Source organism: Williamsia sp. 1138 (assembly GCF_002095435.2).
In the GTDB taxonomy this organism is placed as follows: Bacteria; Actinomycetota; Actinomycetes; order Mycobacteriales; family Mycobacteriaceae; genus Williamsia.
Map to the genome: position 1 here is coordinate 1 of NZ_MJEJ02000040.1, position 16,927 is coordinate 16,927.

Genomic DNA, 16,927 nt, shown 5'->3' on the forward strand with positions numbered 1-16,927 from the left:
GGTGTCGATCCAGTACTCCCGGTTGCCGCGCATCTCCACCCGGATGATGCCGCGGGTCTTGAGGTCGTGATGCTCCTTGCACAAGCACGCCAGATTCGATTCGATCGTCCAGCCACCGGCCATGGGGTTGGCATGGTTGAACGGCACGATGTGGTCGATCTCGCAGTCCTTCGCGGGTTTCTTGCAGCCGGTGAAGCGGCAGGTTCCATCCAGCATTCGGATGATCCGGGCAAGCTTGCGCCCGGGTTTGTACTTCAATGCACCCCGCGGCGGATGCTTCCACCCGCCATGACCATCCTTGGAAGGTGGCGCTTTCACCGGCGGAGCCGGACCGACATCCTTCTCCCCTAGAACCAGCCGGTTGCCGTTGTCGACGGCTTTCATCAATGCGGCGGCGACGTCCTCGGCCGTGACCGGTCGACCATCGGCCGAGTTGATCAACTCCACCAACGCAGCGATCGCGTCCTGCCCGATCGTCACCAACGCCTTCCACCGGGAACGGCCTGCCAGCGACCGCGACTGATCACCATCGAGCGACCCATACCCCAGCAAGTACCCGGGATCCTTCGACAACCCGAGCAGGGTCGGCAGATCAAGCACCAACTCTGTCCACGCACGCCGGGCAGCGCGCGAAGGCGCAGCAGCAGACGGGCGAGCCGCAGGCTCGGGCTCTACTTCTGGCTCGGGTTCGGGTTCGGCATCTTCAGTAGCCGCAGCGTTGGCGTTCGCGATCGCCTCGAGCACCGCATCGACCTCACCCGCCGGGTCATCGAGCGCCATCTCCTCCAGCTGAGCTTTCGCCCTGATCGCCTCCTCCGCCGTGCACCCCGTGGTCAGACTCGCCATCCCACCCGCCCGACGACGTACGGTCACCCGACGCAACGGATCCGCCGCACCATCATCATCAGGGCGGTCCGGTTCGAACGGCATCAAATGACGATCCAGCTCCTCCGCGAAGATGTTGTCACCCAACAACATCGCATCCTCCGCCAGAACGCCATCGAGATCCATCAACGCATCCCGATACCCACGACTGGCACGATGATAGAGCGCTTTGAGTTTCTCGATAGACAGGTCACCCGCTGAGAAAGCCTCCGCCAGCTCCGGCAGATGATCCAACAACCGCCGACACCGCAACAGATGATCAGCCTGACCAGTCGTGCACCGCCACGCCACCGCGATCTCACACGCCGCGGCCCGCGTCCCATGCTCATCCTCGATCGAGGAGACATACCGGTAATACGCCAGACCATCATCAAGACGCGCCGCCCACGCCTGATTCACCTCACGAGTCCCAGACTGCACGCGCGACAACAACTCCGACGCCTCAGCGTCTAACGTTGCGGTCCCCACCCAAGCCATGGATAGAACATACATTCGAGGTCTGACACTGGACGCCCGCTGCGAATCGTTCAGCCGCGGGGCAGTGATCTCTTCACCCCGGGAGTCCGAGACTTCTGAACGCTGCGTAACGTCATACCGTGGCCAAAAAGAGCAAACGCGGCAGTGGTCCGCGCCCCGGAAGTAACCGCGCCGAGCGGGTCGCCGCACGTAAAGAGCGGCAAGCGCAAGAGATCGCGCCCGTCGAGCGCCCGTTCGCCGGTGTCGCCGCGGAATGCGATCTGGTGGCGCTGCGGTCGTTCGTCGCCTCGGCGACAGCAGATCTGACGCTGGTCGGCTCATCTGCGAACACCGTTCGACTGGTCACAGTGCTCCCCGGCGCCGGCCCCGCCCTCGTCCGTGAAGAAAACGGCACGTCGGTGGCACTGGTCGCGCTGCAGACCGAACCCGAGCCCGCGGACCCCGGTGATGCGTTGTCCGTCGCGATCGAGTGGGCCGCAGGGGCCGAGGCGGGCGAGACGCTCACCGAGGTCGATGCGTCCGAGGCGAAGGCGCTCTCCGACATCCTCGACCCGAAGGCAGCACTGGACGTCACCGTGCAGAAGGACTTCAACTGGTGGATCGAAGGCCAGGCGGATCCGGCCCCGCAGATCGTCCAGATGATCGAGCAGGCCAACGCCGCCATCCGTCCGACGGCGCGACTCGTGGGAGATTTCGTCGGTGCACCCTGGTGGGTTGATGCCGGCGAGCGTGCGCATCTGCGCTGGGTCCGTCCCGAAGACGAAGACGACGTGATGGCAGCACTCGCGCGGGTCCACGCCGCCGGCGGCCTGACCCTGGGCGAGGGGTCGCGGTTCGCGGGATCATTCCGCACCCATGGCCTGCTGGTGCCCGTATTCGACCTGGACGTCGAAATGCACCATCAAGAGTGGACAGAGGGCGCAGAAAAGTTCAACGCCGCGCTCAACGAAGCACTGGCCTCGGACGCCGAACTGACGAGCGCCGAGCGCAGGTCTCGCGACGGTATCCGTGGCCGCCAGGTCACCTTGCGTTAGCAGCGAACACCGGACACAACACAACGGGCGCCCCCGAGAAGGGGGCGCCCGTCGTGGGCTGCAGAGATGGTCTCTTTAGATGGAGCCACCGGCGGCGGCCGGTGCGGTCGCGTCGCTCGTCGCGGCGACACCGATCTCACGCGAGATGAAGTTCTCCAGATCGAACAGGTTGCCGTCGCAGCGGTCTGCGACCGTCTGAAGGGTACGCATCACTGCGACCTCCTCGACCTGCTCCTTGAGGAACCACTGCATGAACTGCTCACCGAGGTAGTCACCCTCGTCGCGGGCGACCTTGGCCAGCTGGACGATCTGGTCGGTGACGCGCTGCTCCTGCTCGAGCGCAAGCTTGATCGGCGCCCGGTAGTCCGCAAACGAGTTCTCGGGTTGGTCGATACCGGGCAGCTGCACAGTGATGTCGCGATCGAGGAAGTACTGCACGATCATCATCGCGTGGTTGCGTTCTTCGACCGACTGGCCGTAGAAGTGCTTGGCCAACTGCGGTAGGTCCTCGTTGTCGTAGAAAGCGGCCACGGCGATGTACTGCTGTGAGGACGCGAACTCGTGGCGGATTTGCTCCTGCAGCAGCGAGTGGAATTTGGTCATCTTGTTGCTCATGGAAACCAACGTAGTAGCAGGTCAAACCCCTTGTCACCCAAGTTCATCCTTACTTAGGTTGGCTTATCCAAAGGGTCCTGAGGCAAGGTTAACCTTGGAATACAAGGGATTTGGCCGACCGCCGTGGCCATCGGACACAGCTCTAGTGCCCGACGTTCATGCGGGAGCGTCCAATCGGCGGCGCGCGATACGGTCCGCCGCGATGCCTGGCAGTATTGATTCCCGGTCGGCGGTGTCGAGGATGAAAGACATTGTGTCGAAGACCTTTTCGACCCGTGAACGAACCTCGCCGGCGCCGCGTCCACGTAGCTCACCCTCCACCTGGATCAGGCCTCCGGAGTTGGCCACATAGTCCGGTATCCACACGATTCCGCGATCGCCGAGGGCGCTCTCGAGGTCTGGGGTCAGCAGCTGGTTGTTGGCTGCGCCACAGATGATCGATGTGTCGAGTGTCTCAATGGACGTGGCGTTCACTGTCGCGCCGAGAGCGCAGGGGGCGTAGACGTCGAGCCGTTCAGCCCGCACATCCGCAGCGACTCGTACGCGCGGGAATGCGGCCAGCACTCGATCCAGCGACGGCCGATACGGGTCCGCCACGACGATGTCGGCTCCTGCTCCCGAGAGCAGGGAGATCAGCTCGAAGCCCACTTTGCCCGCGCCCTCGACGCCGACAGTCCGTCCTTGGAGCTCGCGATCACCCCAGGCGCGCACCGCTGCTGCCCGCATGGCCTGGAAGACGCCGAGCGCGGTGTTGGGGCCGCTGTCCCCGGAGCCGCCGGCGGCGGTGTTGCGCCCGACCACGTGTGCGGTGGTCTCGCCCATGATGTCGAGGTCGTTGCTGTTGGTGCCGACGTCGCCCGCGGTGACGTATCGTCCGCCCAGACGCTCGACGAAAGAACCATAGGCGCGTAGGAGTTCCGGCGTCTTGACGGCGTGGGGGTCGCCGATGATCACGGCTTTTCCGCCGCCCAGATCGAGGCCTGCGGCTGCGGCCTTGTAGGTCATTCCGCGGGCGAGTCGCAAAACGTCTGTCAGAGCTGCACCTTCGTCGCGATATGCACGAAAGCGGGTGCCGCCGAGTGCCGGTCCGAGCGTGGTCGAGTGCAGCGCGATGATGGCACGGAGCCCGGTGGCACTGTCCTGGCAGAACACCACCTGCTCGTGGGCAGGCTCCTCGACGGGAAAGTCCGTCCGGTCGAACACGTGGCTCGTGGCTGTGTCGACGTTTGACGGGGTGATGGTGACTGACATGGAAACCTCCGGGTGGGTGGTCGACGCCATTCGGCGAGGATGTGCAAACAGCTGAGGGAATGCTGTAACGATGCGCCGATATGTGCAACAGCGGGATCAGAAGTTGCGCATAGCGCCCAAATTAGAACGCTCCGGGAGTGCATCATTGGTCACAATGTGTCGACTGACCCGAACGCGGGAGTTCAGCGACCTCGTGCGAGCCGCTCCAGCAGTGGACGGGTCCGATAGGGGATCGCGTCACGCATCGCCACCGACATCGTCGTCCGCTCGATGCCTGGTACGGCCAAGACGAGCCCGGCGACTCGGTAGAGATCGTCCGCGTCGACGGCCGCGACGGCGACGAGAAGGTCGGCGTCTCCGGAGATTCCGATGACCTCGATCACCTCGGGGATGTCGCCGAGGAGCGCGATGATCGGTTCGAGCCGGTGTTGGTCGACGACGGCGCTGATGTATGCACGCAACGTGTATCCGAGGTCGCGAGTCGAGATCAGCCGATCCATGGGGGACAGGACCCGCCGTTCCTCCCATCGGGCGAGACGGGACTGAACGGTGTTGCGGGCCATCTGCAACGCGGCGGCCAACTGGACGCCGGTTGCGCGTGGGGTGTCGCACAGAGCGAGGAGTAGGCGGGCGTCGGATCGATCGAACTGCGTCATATCGCCAAGTGTCGCACGTCTCACGGCCGTAAATCTGCGCAGTGTGCTCAAATTCCCGAACTTCTCTTGTGCAATGTGGAGTCCACTGATTGCCTGGCGATCGCAATTGCTTCCGTTAGCGGCACGCGCCCGCCGACAGCCTACTGAGTGGAGATCTCCGGTGACCGATGACGATGGCCTGGTCCAATTGATCACTCCGACCGGCGAGCGGGTCGAGCATCCCGACTACTCCGGGCTGGTGAGCGACATCGACGTCGCAGAGTTGGGTCGCTTGTACGAGGACCTCGTGGTGGTGCGTCGGATAGATGCCGAGGCCACTGCGCTGCAGCGTCAGGGAGAACTGGGTCTGTGGGCGCCACTGCTGGGACAGGAAGCCGCGCAGGTCGGTTCGGCGCGAGCCCTCGACCCGCAGGACTTCGTCTTCGCGAGCTACCGAGAGCATGCGGTGGCATACTGCCGAGGCGTCGATCCCACGCAGATGCTCCGGTTCTGGCGCGGGTCGACCCATTCGGGCTGGAATCCATACGAGTATCGGATGACTACGCCTGCGATCATCGTCGGCGCGCAAGCGCTGCACGCCACCGGCTACGCCCTCGGTATGCAGTTCGACGGCGTCGACGGCGCCGCCATCACCTATTTCGGTGACGGCGCGACCAGTCAGGGCGACATCTCAGAGGCCTTCGGCTTCGCTGCGAGCTTCCATGCGCCGGTGGTGTTCTTCTGCCAGAACAATCAGTGGGCGATCTCCGAACCGGTGTCGTTGCAGACCCGGGTGAACATCGCCGAGCGGGGTCGTGGGTTCGGGGTGCCGAGCGTTCGGGTCGACGGCAACGATGTGCTCGCGGTCATCGCGGTGACGAGAGCAGCACTGGCCCGGGCCCGTGAGGGCAGCGGCCCGACGCTCATCGAGGCGGTCACCTACCGGATGGGACCTCACACGACGTCGGATGACCCCTCGCGCTACCGCCCGGCCGCATTGGACGACGAGTGGCGCGCCAAGGATCCACTCGACCGCATCCGGTTGCTGCTCGAGAAAGAGGGTGCCCTCGGCGACGATGTGCGCGCAGCCATCGGTGCGCAGGCCGATACCACCGCGGCTGCGCTACGTCGCGGTTGCCTGGAGACCGTAGAACCCGCGCCGCTCTCGATGTTCGACGAGGTCTACGCCGAACCCCATCCCCTGATCGACGAGGAGCGCCGCGAGTTCGCCTCGTACCTGCAAGGATTCGAAGGAGACGTCCGATGAGCACGGCAATCACCCCCGAGGTTCTCCCGATCGGCAAGGCGATCAACTCCGGTCTGCGAGCAGCCATGGAGAATGACCCGAAGGTCGTACTCCTGGGTGAGGACATCGGAAAGCTCGGTGGTGTCTTCCGCGTCACCGACGGCCTGCAGAAGGATTTCGGGCCGCAGCGCGTGATCGACACCCCGCTCGCGGAGTCCGGGATCATCGGTACCGCAGTCGGTCTGGCGATGCGCGGCTACCGACCGGTCTGCGAGATCCAGTTCGACGGGTTCATCTATCCGGCCTTTGATCAGATCGTCTCCCAGGTCGCCAAGCTCCACTATCGCACTGGCGGAAACGTCAAGATGCCCATCACGATCCGGGTGCCCTACGGTGGCGGTATCGGAGCCATCGAGCATCATTCAGAGTCTCCTGAAGGGTACTTCGCGGCCACCGCCGGATTGCGGGTCGTCACGTGCGGGACATCCGCCGACGCTCACCAGATGATCCAGCAGGCCATCGCCTCAGATGATCCGGTGATGTTCTTCGAACCCAAGCGCCGCTACTGGGAGAAGGGCCCGCTGGCCGCCGGCGACCCGTACCCGCTACACAAGGCCAGGGTCGTCTCGGCCGGCTCCGACGTCACGCTGGTCGCCTACGGACCGTTGGTCACGACGGCGGTTCAGGCAGCGAAAGTAGCAGCAGACGAGGGCCGCTCCATCGAGGTCATCGACTTGCGGTCCATCTCACCGCTCGATGTCGACACCGTAGCCGAGTCGGTGCGTCGCACAAGACGATTGGTGATCACCCATGAGGCGCCGGTCTTTCTGGGGATCGGTGCCGAGCTCGCCGCACGGATCGGGGAACGCTGCTTCTTCCATCTCGAGGCGCCGGTGGGCCGCGTCGGCGGCTTCACGTTGCCGTATCCGCCGTCCAAGCTCGAAGAGCATTTTCTTCCCGACGTCGACCGGATCCTCGACGCCGTCGACCGCACGTTCGCACTGTAGGAGCTGACCGAACCATGCCGACCATCCAGACGTTCCTCCTGCCCGATCTCGGTGAAGGTCTCACCGACGCCGAACTGCTGACCTGGCTGGTGAAGGTCGGGGACACAGTCGAACTCAACCAGAACATCGCCGATGTGGAGACCGCCAAGGCATCGGTCGAGCTGCCCTCTCCCTACGCCGGGACAGTGGTGGCCCTTCATGCCGAGGAAGGTGCGACCGTCGAGGTCGGGAGTCCCTTCATCGACATCGAGGTGGCCGGTGCGCCCGCATCTGACGCCCCCGAACCCACCACCGCGGAACCCGCGCCCGAACGCACACCGGTCCTGGTCGGGTACGGCGTGGCTGCCGAGAGCACCGGCCGCAGGCGCCGTCGCCCGGCACCGGTTGTCGCGGTGGCCCCTGTCCCACAACAGGAACGACCGCTGGCCGCACCACCGGTCCGGTACGCCGCCCGACGTGGCGGCGTCGACCTGAAGGATGTGCAGCCCTCCGGCAGCCGCGGCGAAGTGACCCGCGACGATCTCGAGCGACATCTCTCACAAGCGCCTGTCGCCGACCCGGCCGAACCCGAGCCCCGGACGGCTCGGCCGCCGGTGACCGGTCTGGACGAAGAACGCACCTCGATCAAAGGGGTGCGTAAGCACACCGCGGCGGCGATGGTCCAGAGTGCCTTCACCGCACCACATGTCACCGAGTTCATCACCGTCGACGTGACGCCCATGATGGATCTCCTCAGCAAGCTGAAGCAGTCCAAACACTTCGAGACCGTGCGGATCACGCCGCTGGCCCTGGTTGCGAAAGCACTACTCGTCGCGCTGCGCACGAACCCGTCACTGAACTCGTCGTGGGACGAGGCCAATCAAGAGATCGTCACCAAGCGGTACGTGAACCTCGGTATCGCCGCCGCAACCCCGCGAGGCCTGATGGTCCCCAACATCAAGAATGCCCACACACTTGGTCTGCGTGACCTGGCCCAGTCTCTGGTGATGCTGACGACCACCGCGAAGGAAGGACGGACCGGGCCCGAAGATCTCGCTGCCGGAACCATCACCATCACCAATGTCGGTGTGTTCGGCGTTGATTCGGGAACTCCGATCCTCAACCCCGGTGAGGCGGCCATCCTGTGTTTCGGGGCGATCCGCCGGCAGCCCTGGGAGTACGAAGGCGAGATCGCCTTACGTTCGATCACCACCCTGAGCTTGTCCTTCGACCACCGACTCGTCGACGGCGAACAGGGCTCGAGGTTCCTCGCGACGATCGCCGACATCCTGTCAGACCCGATCAGCTTGATCGCGCTGAGCTAGTCCTACACCGAACACCCACGAGGAGAACAGATGTCTGATCATCCCGATGTGCTGATCCTGGGCGGTGGTTCGGGTGGTTACGCCGCCGCGTTCCGCGCAGCTCAACTCGGCAAGAGCGTCACCCTCATCGAAGAGGACAAGGTCGGCGGAACGTGCCTGCACCGCGGGTGCATCCCCACCAAAGCGCTGCTGCACGCCGCCGAGGTGGCCGACACAGTGAGGGCAGCAGCACAGGTCGGCATCGGAGCGGATCTGACCAAGATCGACGTCGCCGGGATCCACGCCTACAAGGACTCCGTGGTCGACCGGCTGTACCGCGGTCTGCAAGGACTGGTGAAAGCGCACAAGGTCGAGGTGGTCCGCGGAACCGGCAGATATGCCGGCGATCGCTCCGTGACCGTGGGTGACCGGACCCTGACCGGCCGGTCGCTGGTTCTCGCCACGGGATCGTATGCCCGCACCCTTCCGGGCATCGAGCGTGGTGGTCGCATCCTGACCAGTGATGACGCTCTGGAACTGCCGAGCGTGCCCGGACGGGTGGTCGTTCTCGGCGGCGGCGTGATCGGCGTCGAGTTCGCCAGTGTCTGGGCCTCGCTGGGCGCTGACGTCACCATCGTCGAAGCGCTGCCGCGGCTGGTCGCAGCCGAAGACGAGTGGTCGTCGAAGCAGTTGACCAAGGCATTCAAGAAGCGCGGGATCACCGTCAGGACGGGTGTTCGTTGCCGCAGTGTCGATGAAACCCCCGATGGTGTGACGACAACACTCGAAGACGGCGAGGCGTTGGACGCAGACGTCGTCTTGGTCGCCGTGGGCCGCGGCCCACGCACCGGGGATCTCGGACTGCTCGAGGGTGGAATCGATCTCGACGAGAAAGGCTTCATCGCCGTCGATGCCACATTGCAGACGTCGCAACCGGGTGTGTACGCCGTCGGCGACGTCGTTGCGGGGCCGCAACTGGCTCACCGCGGATTCGCGCAGGGGATTCGGGTGGCCGAGATCATCGCCGGGCAGGCTCCGGTCCCCGTCGCTGACCATCAGATCCCGCGGGTCGCGTACTGCAGCCCCGAGGTGGCGTCGGTCGGACTCACCGAAGCCGCCGCGCGCGAACAGTTCGGCGACGTCTCGGTGATCGTCTACGACCTCGCCGGCAACGGTAAGAGTCAGATCCTGGGCACCGGTGGTGGTGTGAAACTGATTCGAGCGGGCAAGGACTCAGGACCCGTCGTCGGCATCCACATGGTCGGAGAACGGGTCGGGGAACTGATCGGAGAAGCTCAGCTGACCGTCGGCTGGGGCGCCTACCCCCAAGACGTGGCCGACATGATCCATGCCCATCCCACCCAGTCCGAAGCGCTGGGCGAAGCCCACCTGGCAATGGCCGGAATCCCGCTGCACGCCCACGGCTGATTCAACAGCACGCGCAAGCGCCCGACCTCCATCGATTCCTCGATGAGGTCGGGCGCTTTTGTTGTCTGCGTCGCGGTTCAGTGTGCCGTGTGGACAGCGAACCTCTGGTTGCGCGCGTGCAAATCCGACTCGGTGGCGGGTACCAAGAAGTCCCGCGCTTCTGAGACTCCTTCCTGCGCAGTGGCGACCCGTGGACGCATCTGCTGCTCGTATCGGCCGAACGCCTCGGTGTGCTCGGACGGCGTCGCGGCCAACTCAGTCGCCAGATGATGGGCACCGATCATGGCCAGTGACGTGCCGCGGCCCGAGAAGAGTGACGCGGCGTGCGCGGCGTCGCCGATGAGCGCGACGCGACCGCGTGACCACCCCGGCATGTGCACCTGGCTCACCGAGTCGAAGTAGAGGCGATCGGTCTCGGCGATCGAGTCCAGCAAGAACTCGGATCGCCAACCGACATCACCCGCCAGCAATCCCACCAACACCCGTTTCTGGTCGGCCAGGTCCCGGTTGTCGTACTCGACCTCCGGTGTTCTCGCAGCCATGAAACCTATCGTGCGATGCCCGTAATCGTTGATACAGAACATCTTCCCGGGTGCACTGAAGGTGACACTCTCGCCGGGCGTGCCCGAACCGAGGGGGAGGTCCACGAGCGCGGTGTAGGTGTCCAGGTGTTTGCGGTAGTGGTGCTCGGGTCCGAAGATCGCCTCCCGTACCGTCGAATGGATACCGTCTGCGCCGACGACATGGTCGTACCGGGCTGATCGCCCAGAGGCCAGAGTCACTTCGACGACTCTGCCGGTGTCGACCACTGTTTCGATGGAGTCGTCGTAGACGAACTCGACGCCGGAGCCGATCGCGTCGTGCAAGATGGCAATCAGGTTGTCCCGGGCGATTTCGATGTCGTCCGGTGAGTCGGTTGCGTATTCGTTGGGCAGCACGGCGATCGGCCGGCCCAGGGAGTCGACCCAGGTGGTGAAGGCGTCCCGTCCCGACGTGGCCACCCGCTGGTCATGAATCGCATCTGCGATGCCCATCTCGGCCGCAACCCCCAGTGCGTCGCCGCGGATGTCGATCGGCGACCCGGAGACGCGAAGGGCCGGCGCGCGTTCGACGACGGTGACCTCGAATCCGAAGCGGTCGAGCCAGTACGCGAGCGACAAGCCGGCGATGCTCGCTCCTGAAACCAGCACTGCCATGGTTGCCTCCTGTTGAGAGTTCGTTGAGTCGGCATTCAATCGTATTCAATCCGACTAGGATAGGATCCAATCTAGCAGCCCGTGGTGTTCGGCGCACGGTTTGTGTGAGATAAGTACGGCGACGTTCCCTCTGGACGGCGCCTGCCCGACCGGTTCGAGAAAGTAGCTGCGATATGCAGGACGAAACAATCACACTCAGCGACGGACGCACGGTGAAGTACTCATCAGTGGGCTCCGGCGAATCTCTGCTGCTGATCCACGGGATCGGCAGCGACCGTGGCCAATTCACGGATCTCGCAGGTAGGTTTGCGGCGGGGATCGAGGCTGTCGCCTACGATCAGCGCGACACCGGCGACCAGATCAGTGACCGCCCGGCGTATTCGATGGGTGACCTCGCCGACGACGCGGCGGATCTCATGACCGCCCTGGGGTGGTCGTCAGCGCATGTACTGGGCACCTCGTTCGGAGGAGCGATCGCGCAGCATCTCGCCATTCGGCATCCGGAACGGGTGCGCACGCTTGCGTTGGTCTCGACGACGGCAACCCACGCCTCGACGCGGACGTTCGCCGAGAGTTCGACCGCGATGACCGCGGAGGAGCGCGCGTTGGCGATGCTGGACGCAGCACTGAGTCCCGCTGTCAGAGAGCATGATCCCTCGATCGTCGAGACGGTACGGGCGGCGCTGGTCCGTCGGCCCGACGAACTGCATGCTCGCAGGATCGGTGCGCTCGCAGGCCACGACACCACCGAACTCCTGGCATCCATCCGTATACCCACGTTGGTGGTGCACGGAACCGACGACACGGTGATCCCTTACGAGGCCGGACGCCTGCTGGCCGAACGTATTCCGGGCGCAGCATTCTGGAGCATCGAGGGTGCCCGGCATGCCACCGCGTTCGAATGTGCCGAGGAACTGGCGGGGCGGGTATCGCTGCTGATCGCCGAGTACTGAGCATTCACACGACAACGATGGGGGCGCCCAGTCCAGGCGCCCCCATCGTCTTTTCGTGTGTGTCGTCCTCAGTCGGCGAGATGCTTCTCCAGATCATGACCCCGCCCGCGGCGATAGATGACCGCGCCGTAGATCGCACCGAGAACAGGTAGTGCGGGCATCGCGGCGACGATCCACGACGAACTCCCGGTGACATCCTGGTAATTGATCACCACGATGACGCCGATGGCGGCGAGGAGTACGCCGGACAATGCCGGGGCGATTCGCGACGACCAGGCCGATTCGCCCTCGAGGAGCCCCCGGTATGAGGCGACCACAACGCTGAGGCTGCACCCGATCATGAGGCCGAGGATCGAGAGGGAGGTGATGCCCGAGACTGCGGGGAACAGGTTGATGATCGGGTCCGACTCGGCGATCACGAAGGGGACCAACACGATGAGCGAGATGGCGATCTGGATCGCCCCGGAGACCTGGGGTGTTCCGAAACGTGGATTGACGTGCGCGAGGCGCTGGGGAAGCAACCGGGAGCGGCCGAGCGCGAACATGTATCGGGCCGCCATGTTGTGGAACGCGACGGCCGCGGCGAGAAAGCTGAATGCCACCAGCAGGCTCAACATCTGTTCGGACCAACCGCCGAGATAGAGGTCGGCGGTTGCGAAGATCAACCCACCTGGGTCTTGTGCGGCGACTGCTTGCACATCGGAGAATGCGGCGACGATCGACCAGGTCGAGCCCATGAAGATCAGGACCAGAAGGGCCAGTGCGCAATACGTCGCGACCTTGATGCTGCGCCGCGCAGCCCGTGCCTCTTCGCCGTAGATGGCGGTGGCCTCGAAGCCCGCGAACGACAGCACACAGAAGACCAGGGAGAGTGCGAGGTTGCCCTCGAACATTCGATCCGGCGCGAACACGTCCATGGAGAACCCTTCGGGCCGCTGCACGACGATGGCGATACCCAGCCAGATGATGATGACGAACTGGGCGATCGACACGATGGAGGTGACTCTCTTCGTGATCCCGACCCCGATGAAGCCGAGGGCTGCTGTCACGACCAGCGCCAAAGCTCCGTACACGTACCAGGGAAGGTCTATGTCGAACATCGAACTGACGGCGATGTCGGTGAAATAACCTGTCGCGGCGATCATTCCAGCGGCGGCGAGGTTGTAGGCGATGGTGGCGACGAATGCCGAGGCAGATCCTGATGCCTTGCCGAGGCCGTACCCGATGAAGGCGTAGTAGGCGCCGGCGTTGATGACACGACGACTCAGGACCACATAGCCGGCGGTGAACACCGCAAGGAGGATGCCCACCAGGAGCAGCAACCCGACCAGCCCTTCGCCGACCCCGAAGGCGAGTCCGATCGACAGGTTCGAGGCCATGGCGGTCAGGGGTGCGGTCGCTGCGACGACCATGAACACCATGCCGGCCACGCCGATGGTGTTTCGTTTGAGGTGATCTGTCTCGGTGGTGGTGATGAGCTCGTCGTTCGGGACGGCCATGGCGATCTCCTGGGATGTGTGATGGATCTTGTCGAGGGCGTGGGGTGACCACGCAGGTCGCGTCGCCGCGATGGTGCCGAAGTCTTCGGTGAGGTGGGGGAGCCGGGTGGCGGCTCGGTGTGCGGGGTGTGGCGCAGCGGTGTCAGCGACCGTCGGGGGTCGTGAACGAACCGCGATCGTTGTGCTGCCAGGGAAGCTCGACTGCACTGGGCGAGGTCTCGAGGAGTTCGATGATGAAGTGGGTGACCTTTTCATCGCCGAGGTTGCGAATGCGGTGTGGGTGCAGCGGTTTCGAGGATCCAACGGTCTTGTACAACACGAAGCCCGGATCGGCGTGCTGGGCGATACCCCACTCCGCGTCACCGAGTTCTTGACCCTGTACGTCGCCGGCGTCCGGCCAGATCACCACGTGATCGTGATGGTGCTGGTGGAAATCGAACATGCCGCCGGGCTCCAGAGTCATCGACCAGACACGTACACGATCGTTCTCGAAGACCAGGGTGTCTCCGGGCGTGGGAGGGCTGACCTCGCCGGAATGTGCGGGGGTGTCTGTCATGGGTCGCTCCTTGGGTGTGGGTACTGACTTTAGTGTCGTCGATAGCGGGCGGTTTCGTAGTTGGATCCCAAAAATTAGTTCAGGATGCAGAGCAGACGATGCCACCGACTTTCGTAGACGTCAACCCCTTCGTACACTAAAAACGCAGCTAGAGGATGTTTCAGCGGCGTTACGCGGCTGGTGGTCGCCCCAATTTTGTGAAGCGTGGGTGCGATCTAAACACCGATCTTCTATCGATATGACCCGCTAGGTGCGGTACGGTTGCGCAAATAGGATCCAATTGTTCCGTCGACTCTAGGAGAACCATGTCGTTCGCCGCCCCCGCCGAGTTCCAGACCAGGCCCGACCTCACCGGCACGTTCGGAATGTCTGCGTCGACCCACTGGCTGGCGTCCGGGACAGCGCAGTCGGTTCTCGAACGGGGCGGCAATGCATTCGACGCGGCGACGGCGGCCGCTTTCGTCCTGCACGTGGTGGAACCGCATCTGAACGGCCCCGGAGGCGACCTGGTGGCCATTGCCTCGCCGGTGGGAAAACCCCCGGTTGTGCTGATGGGCCAAGGTCCGGCGCCGGCTGCGGCCTCGATCACCCATATGCGGAGGCTGGGGCTGCATCTCGTCCCGGCGGCGGGCGCGCTGGCGGCGGCAGTGCCGGGAGCTGTGGATGCCTGGCTGTTGATGCTGCGCGATCACGGCACCTGGGAGCCGGCAGACGTGCTCGAGTACGCGATCGGCTATGCCGCCAATGGCCACGTTCTCTCGGATCGGGCGGCAGCAGTGATCGGCACCGTCGCAGACTTGTTCTTCGAGCACTGGCCCACCTCGGCGGCGTTGTGGATGCCCGACGGCCGTATTCCCCTGCCCGGCAGTCTTTTCCGCAATCCCTCCTATGCCGCCACACTGCGACGACTGGTGAGCGCCGGACGCGGTCACCGGTCGCGTTACGAACGCATCGATGCAGCTCGTACGGAATGGTGCTCGGGTTCTGTCGCAGGTGAGATCGACGAGTTCGTGCGCAGGCCACACCGACATTCGGACGGACGGGACCACCGCGGCGTGCTCCGCAGGTCAGACATGGCCGCGTTCAGCGCATCCTGGGAAGAGCCTGTCGAGTTCGACTTCCGGGGTGTCACCGTCCTCAAATCCGGCCCCTGGGGCCAAGGCCCGGTGCTGCTGCAGGCCCTCGCCATCCTCGACGAATTCGGTGACACCGAGATCGACCCGTCGACGGCGGTCGGCGCCCATAACGTCCTGGAGGCACTCAAACTCGCGCTGGCCGACCGAGACGCCTACTACGGCGACGGGCTGGATCGGGAGCATCTGGAGATGCTGTTGTCGCGGGAGTATGCGTCGATCCGCCGGAAGGAGATCGGAGAACGTGCATCCGCCGAGTTCCGGCCGGGGGTGTGCGACATCGAGCCCTTCCTTCCTCCCCTCGTCGAGACCGCATCGGGTGCAGCGTCGGGCGCCACCGGCGAACCGACCGTCACGGTGACCGGTGAGACGCGGGGTGACACCTGCCATATCGACGTCATCGACCGATGGGGAAACGCGGTGTCGGCCACACCTTCTGGTGGTTGGTTGCAGTCGTCGCCGACGATTCCCGGACTCGGGTTCGCGCTCGGGACCAGGTTGCAGATGACCTGGCTCGACGCGGCGAGCCCGTCTGCGCTGTGCCCCGGCATGAGGCCGCGGACCACATTGACACCGACCATGCTCATGCGCGATGGCTGGGCAATCGCGGCGCTGGGTACTCCGGGTGGCGATCAACAGGACCAGTGGCAGCTCAGCTATCTGCTGCGAACCCTCGTCGGCGGTTACACGCCTCAGCAGGCCATCGACGCACCGACACTGCACACGACGTCGATGCCGGGATCGTTCTGGCCGCGCACCTGGGAACCGGCGGGGGCCGTGGTCGAGGACCGTTTGGGAGACAGGGTGATCGACGAACTCATCGCTCGCGGCCACAAGGTGACCAGGGCGGGTGACTGGGCGCTCGGGCGGCTGAGTGCGGTCACGCGCGATCCGGTGACCGGTGTTCTGGGCGGGGCGGCCAATCCCCGCGGGGCGCAAGGTTATGCGGTGGGTCGGTGACCTGGTGGCGACGGCGTGGCCGTCACGGCGCGAACGAGTCCTGGGATCGGCTCGTGATCAGCTCCCGGGCCCGGCGAGAATGCTCGATCATCTGCGCCCGAGCGGCTTCTCCATCTCGACGGTCGATGGCCGCGACGATCGCGGCGTGTGCGTCCGCGTTCTCGGCGAGCAGCCGTGGATCGGCGTCCAGCGCCGTCCACGTGAGGTTCCGCGGGATGCGATGGTGGAGCGAAGAGACAGTGGCCCGCAGCTGAGTGTTGCCACCGGCCTCGAGGATGGTGTCGTGGAACGCGGAATTGGCTTGTACCCAGCGGCGACGCAGTTCAGCGGTATCGAGGTCACCGCTGAGCGCATCAGCGACGATTCCCCGGAAATCCTCGACCGTTGCATAGAGGACCTGCAGTTGGGCGTGGGTGATCAGGCGGGCGGCCTCGTGCGCGGCATGACCTTCGAGGAGAGCGCGAACTTCGAAGACCTCGGTCAGTTCTCGCAGCGACGGCTGCCGCGGACGGGCGCCACGATTCGGTACCATCTCGACGATTCCGAGCGCCTGAAGCTGCCCGAGCGCTTCGCGAATCGGCATCCTGCTGACCCCGAGTTCCTTGGCGAGCGACTCCTGTCGGATCCAGGTACCGAAGTTGTATTCACCGCGGCTGATCCGCTCCGCGATGGTGTCGGCGAGCTGCTGCACCAGCGGAGACGTGGTTCCCGCTGCCTGTGCGCCACCCGAACCCCCAGGTCGGTGCCCGTCCGGGCCGTCTGTCATCGA

15 protein-coding genes are annotated in these 16,927 nt (G+C 64.7%); 7 read left to right on the forward strand and 8 right to left on the reverse strand.

The features are described from left to right. The coding region (locus BH683_RS28400) for an HNH endonuclease signature motif containing protein (RefSeq protein ID WP_168187021.1) at nt 1-1,362 on the reverse strand (1,362 nt) is incomplete at its 3' end. 119 nt (nt 1,363-1,481) lie between these two features. Here BH683_RS28400 and BH683_RS11045 point away from each other — a divergent pair. Then, nucleotides 1,482-2,396: a DUF5926 family protein gene (locus tag BH683_RS11045; protein ID WP_084836321.1), complete on the forward strand. Its 915-nt coding sequence runs from the start codon at nt 1,482-1,484 to the stop codon at nt 2,394-2,396. Nucleotides 2,397-2,471: 75 nt separating this feature from the next. Here the strand turns inward: BH683_RS11045 and BH683_RS11050 are convergent, their stop codons facing one another. From BH683_RS11050 to BH683_RS11060, 3 genes are all read right to left on the reverse strand, one after another. Beyond that, nucleotides 2,472-3,011, reverse strand: coding sequence for a ferritin (locus BH683_RS11050; protein ID WP_084836322.1), 540 nt, complete (start codon nt 3,009-3,011; stop codon nt 2,472-2,474). 156 nt (nt 3,012-3,167) lie between these two features. After that, nucleotides 3,168-4,262 (reverse strand): Glu/Leu/Phe/Val dehydrogenase dimerization domain-containing protein, encoded by a 1,095-nt coding sequence (locus BH683_RS11055; RefSeq protein ID WP_084836323.1) that lies wholly within the window; start codon nt 4,260-4,262, stop codon nt 3,168-3,170. A 182-nt stretch (nt 4,263-4,444) separates the two neighbouring features. Then, on the reverse strand, nt 4,445-4,918 hold the full coding sequence (locus BH683_RS11060; protein WP_084836324.1) for an Lrp/AsnC family transcriptional regulator: 474 nt from the start codon (nt 4,916-4,918) through the stop codon (nt 4,445-4,447). Between the two features lie 160 nt (nt 4,919-5,078). On the opposite strand from BH683_RS11060, the gene pdhA reads away from it, so the two are divergent. From pdhA to lpdA, 4 genes are read left to right on the forward strand one after another with little or no spacing between them, the layout of a single operon-like run. After that, complete coding sequence (gene pdhA, locus BH683_RS11065; RefSeq protein WP_246833317.1) at nt 5,079-6,164, forward strand: pyruvate dehydrogenase (acetyl-transferring) E1 component subunit alpha; 1,086 nt, start codon at nt 5,079-5,081, stop codon at nt 6,162-6,164. After that, nucleotides 6,161-7,150 carry an alpha-ketoacid dehydrogenase subunit beta gene (locus BH683_RS11070; RefSeq protein WP_084836326.1) on the forward strand — a complete coding sequence of 330 codons (990 nt, stop codon included), beginning with the start codon at nt 6,161-6,163 and terminating at the stop codon, nt 7,148-7,150. Before pdhA ends, BH683_RS11070 begins: the two co-directional genes overlap by 4 nt. A gap of 14 nt (nt 7,151-7,164) precedes the next feature. Further along, nucleotides 7,165-8,454 (forward strand): dihydrolipoamide acetyltransferase family protein, encoded by a 1,290-nt coding sequence (locus BH683_RS11075; protein ID WP_084836327.1) that lies wholly within the window; start codon nt 7,165-7,167, stop codon nt 8,452-8,454. Between the two features lie 30 nt (nt 8,455-8,484). Continuing rightward, the gene (lpdA, locus tag BH683_RS11080) at nt 8,485-9,861 is read left to right on the forward strand and encodes a dihydrolipoyl dehydrogenase (protein WP_084836328.1); all 1,377 of its coding nucleotides are present in this window, start codon (nt 8,485-8,487) and stop codon (nt 9,859-9,861) included. Between the two features lie 77 nt (nt 9,862-9,938). Here the strand turns inward: lpdA and BH683_RS11085 are convergent, their stop codons facing one another. Beyond that, on the reverse strand, nt 9,939-11,057 hold the full coding sequence (locus BH683_RS11085; RefSeq protein ID WP_084836329.1) for an FAD-dependent monooxygenase: 1,119 nt from the start codon (nt 11,055-11,057) through the stop codon (nt 9,939-9,941). Nucleotides 11,058-11,230: 173 nt separating this feature from the next. Between BH683_RS11085 and BH683_RS11090 the strand changes: the two genes are divergently transcribed. Further along, nucleotides 11,231-12,010 carry an alpha/beta fold hydrolase gene (locus BH683_RS11090; RefSeq protein ID WP_084836330.1) on the forward strand — a complete coding sequence of 260 codons (780 nt, stop codon included), beginning with the start codon at nt 11,231-11,233 and terminating at the stop codon, nt 12,008-12,010. 68 nt (nt 12,011-12,078) lie between these two features. Here BH683_RS11090 and BH683_RS11095 read toward each other — a convergent pair whose 3' ends face one another. Continuing rightward, nucleotides 12,079-13,509, reverse strand: a complete 1,431-nt coding sequence (locus BH683_RS11095; protein ID WP_084836441.1) for an APC family permease — start codon at nt 13,507-13,509, stop codon at nt 12,079-12,081. A 142-nt stretch (nt 13,510-13,651) separates the two neighbouring features. After that, nucleotides 13,652-14,065 carry a hypothetical protein gene (locus tag BH683_RS11100; RefSeq protein ID WP_084836331.1) on the reverse strand — a complete coding sequence of 138 codons (414 nt, stop codon included), beginning with the start codon at nt 14,063-14,065 and terminating at the stop codon, nt 13,652-13,654. A 305-nt stretch (nt 14,066-14,370) separates the two neighbouring features. On the opposite strand from BH683_RS11100, the gene BH683_RS11105 reads away from it, so the two are divergent. Beyond that, nucleotides 14,371-16,158 (forward strand): gamma-glutamyltransferase, encoded by a 1,788-nt coding sequence (locus BH683_RS11105; RefSeq protein WP_084836332.1) that lies wholly within the window; start codon nt 14,371-14,373, stop codon nt 16,156-16,158. A gap of 22 nt (nt 16,159-16,180) precedes the next feature. Here BH683_RS11105 and BH683_RS11110 read toward each other — a convergent pair whose 3' ends face one another. Continuing rightward, on the reverse strand, nt 16,181-16,924 hold the full coding sequence (locus BH683_RS11110; protein ID WP_084836333.1) for a GntR family transcriptional regulator: 744 nt from the start codon (nt 16,922-16,924) through the stop codon (nt 16,181-16,183). Nucleotides 16,925-16,927 lie beyond the last annotated feature (3 nt).

Excerpts from the sequence above, each read along its gene's own strand:
- BH683_RS11050 (WP_084836322.1), bottom strand. The coding sequence starts at position 3,011 with ATGAGCAACAAGATGACCAAATTCCACTCGCTGCTGCAGGAGCAAATC.
- BH683_RS11055 (WP_084836323.1), bottom strand. The coding sequence starts at position 4,262 with ATGTCAGTCACCATCACCCCGTCAAACGTCGACACAGCCACGAGCCAC.
- BH683_RS11060 (WP_084836324.1), bottom strand. The coding sequence starts at position 4,918 with ATGACGCAGTTCGATCGATCCGACGCCCGCCTACTCCTCGCTCTGTGC.
- BH683_RS11070 (WP_084836326.1), top strand. The coding sequence starts at position 6,161 with ATGAGCACGGCAATCACCCCCGAGGTTCTCCCGATCGGCAAGGCGATC.
- BH683_RS11075 (WP_084836327.1), top strand. The coding sequence starts at position 7,165 with ATGCCGACCATCCAGACGTTCCTCCTGCCCGATCTCGGTGAAGGTCTC.
- lpdA (WP_084836328.1), top strand. The coding sequence starts at position 8,485 with ATGTCTGATCATCCCGATGTGCTGATCCTGGGCGGTGGTTCGGGTGGT.
- BH683_RS11085 (WP_084836329.1), bottom strand. The coding sequence starts at position 11,057 with ATGGCAGTGCTGGTTTCAGGAGCGAGCATCGCCGGCTTGTCGCTCGCG.
- BH683_RS11090 (WP_084836330.1), top strand. The coding sequence starts at position 11,231 with ATGCAGGACGAAACAATCACACTCAGCGACGGACGCACGGTGAAGTAC.
- BH683_RS11095 (WP_084836441.1), bottom strand. The coding sequence starts at position 13,509 with ATGGCCGTCCCGAACGACGAGCTCATCACCACCACCGAGACAGATCAC.
- BH683_RS11100 (WP_084836331.1), bottom strand. The coding sequence starts at position 14,065 with ATGACAGACACCCCCGCACATTCCGGCGAGGTCAGCCCTCCCACGCCC.
- BH683_RS11105 (WP_084836332.1), top strand. The coding sequence starts at position 14,371 with ATGTCGTTCGCCGCCCCCGCCGAGTTCCAGACCAGGCCCGACCTCACC.
- BH683_RS11110 (WP_084836333.1), bottom strand. The coding sequence starts at position 16,924 with ATGACAGACGGCCCGGACGGGCACCGACCTGGGGGTTCGGGTGGCGCA.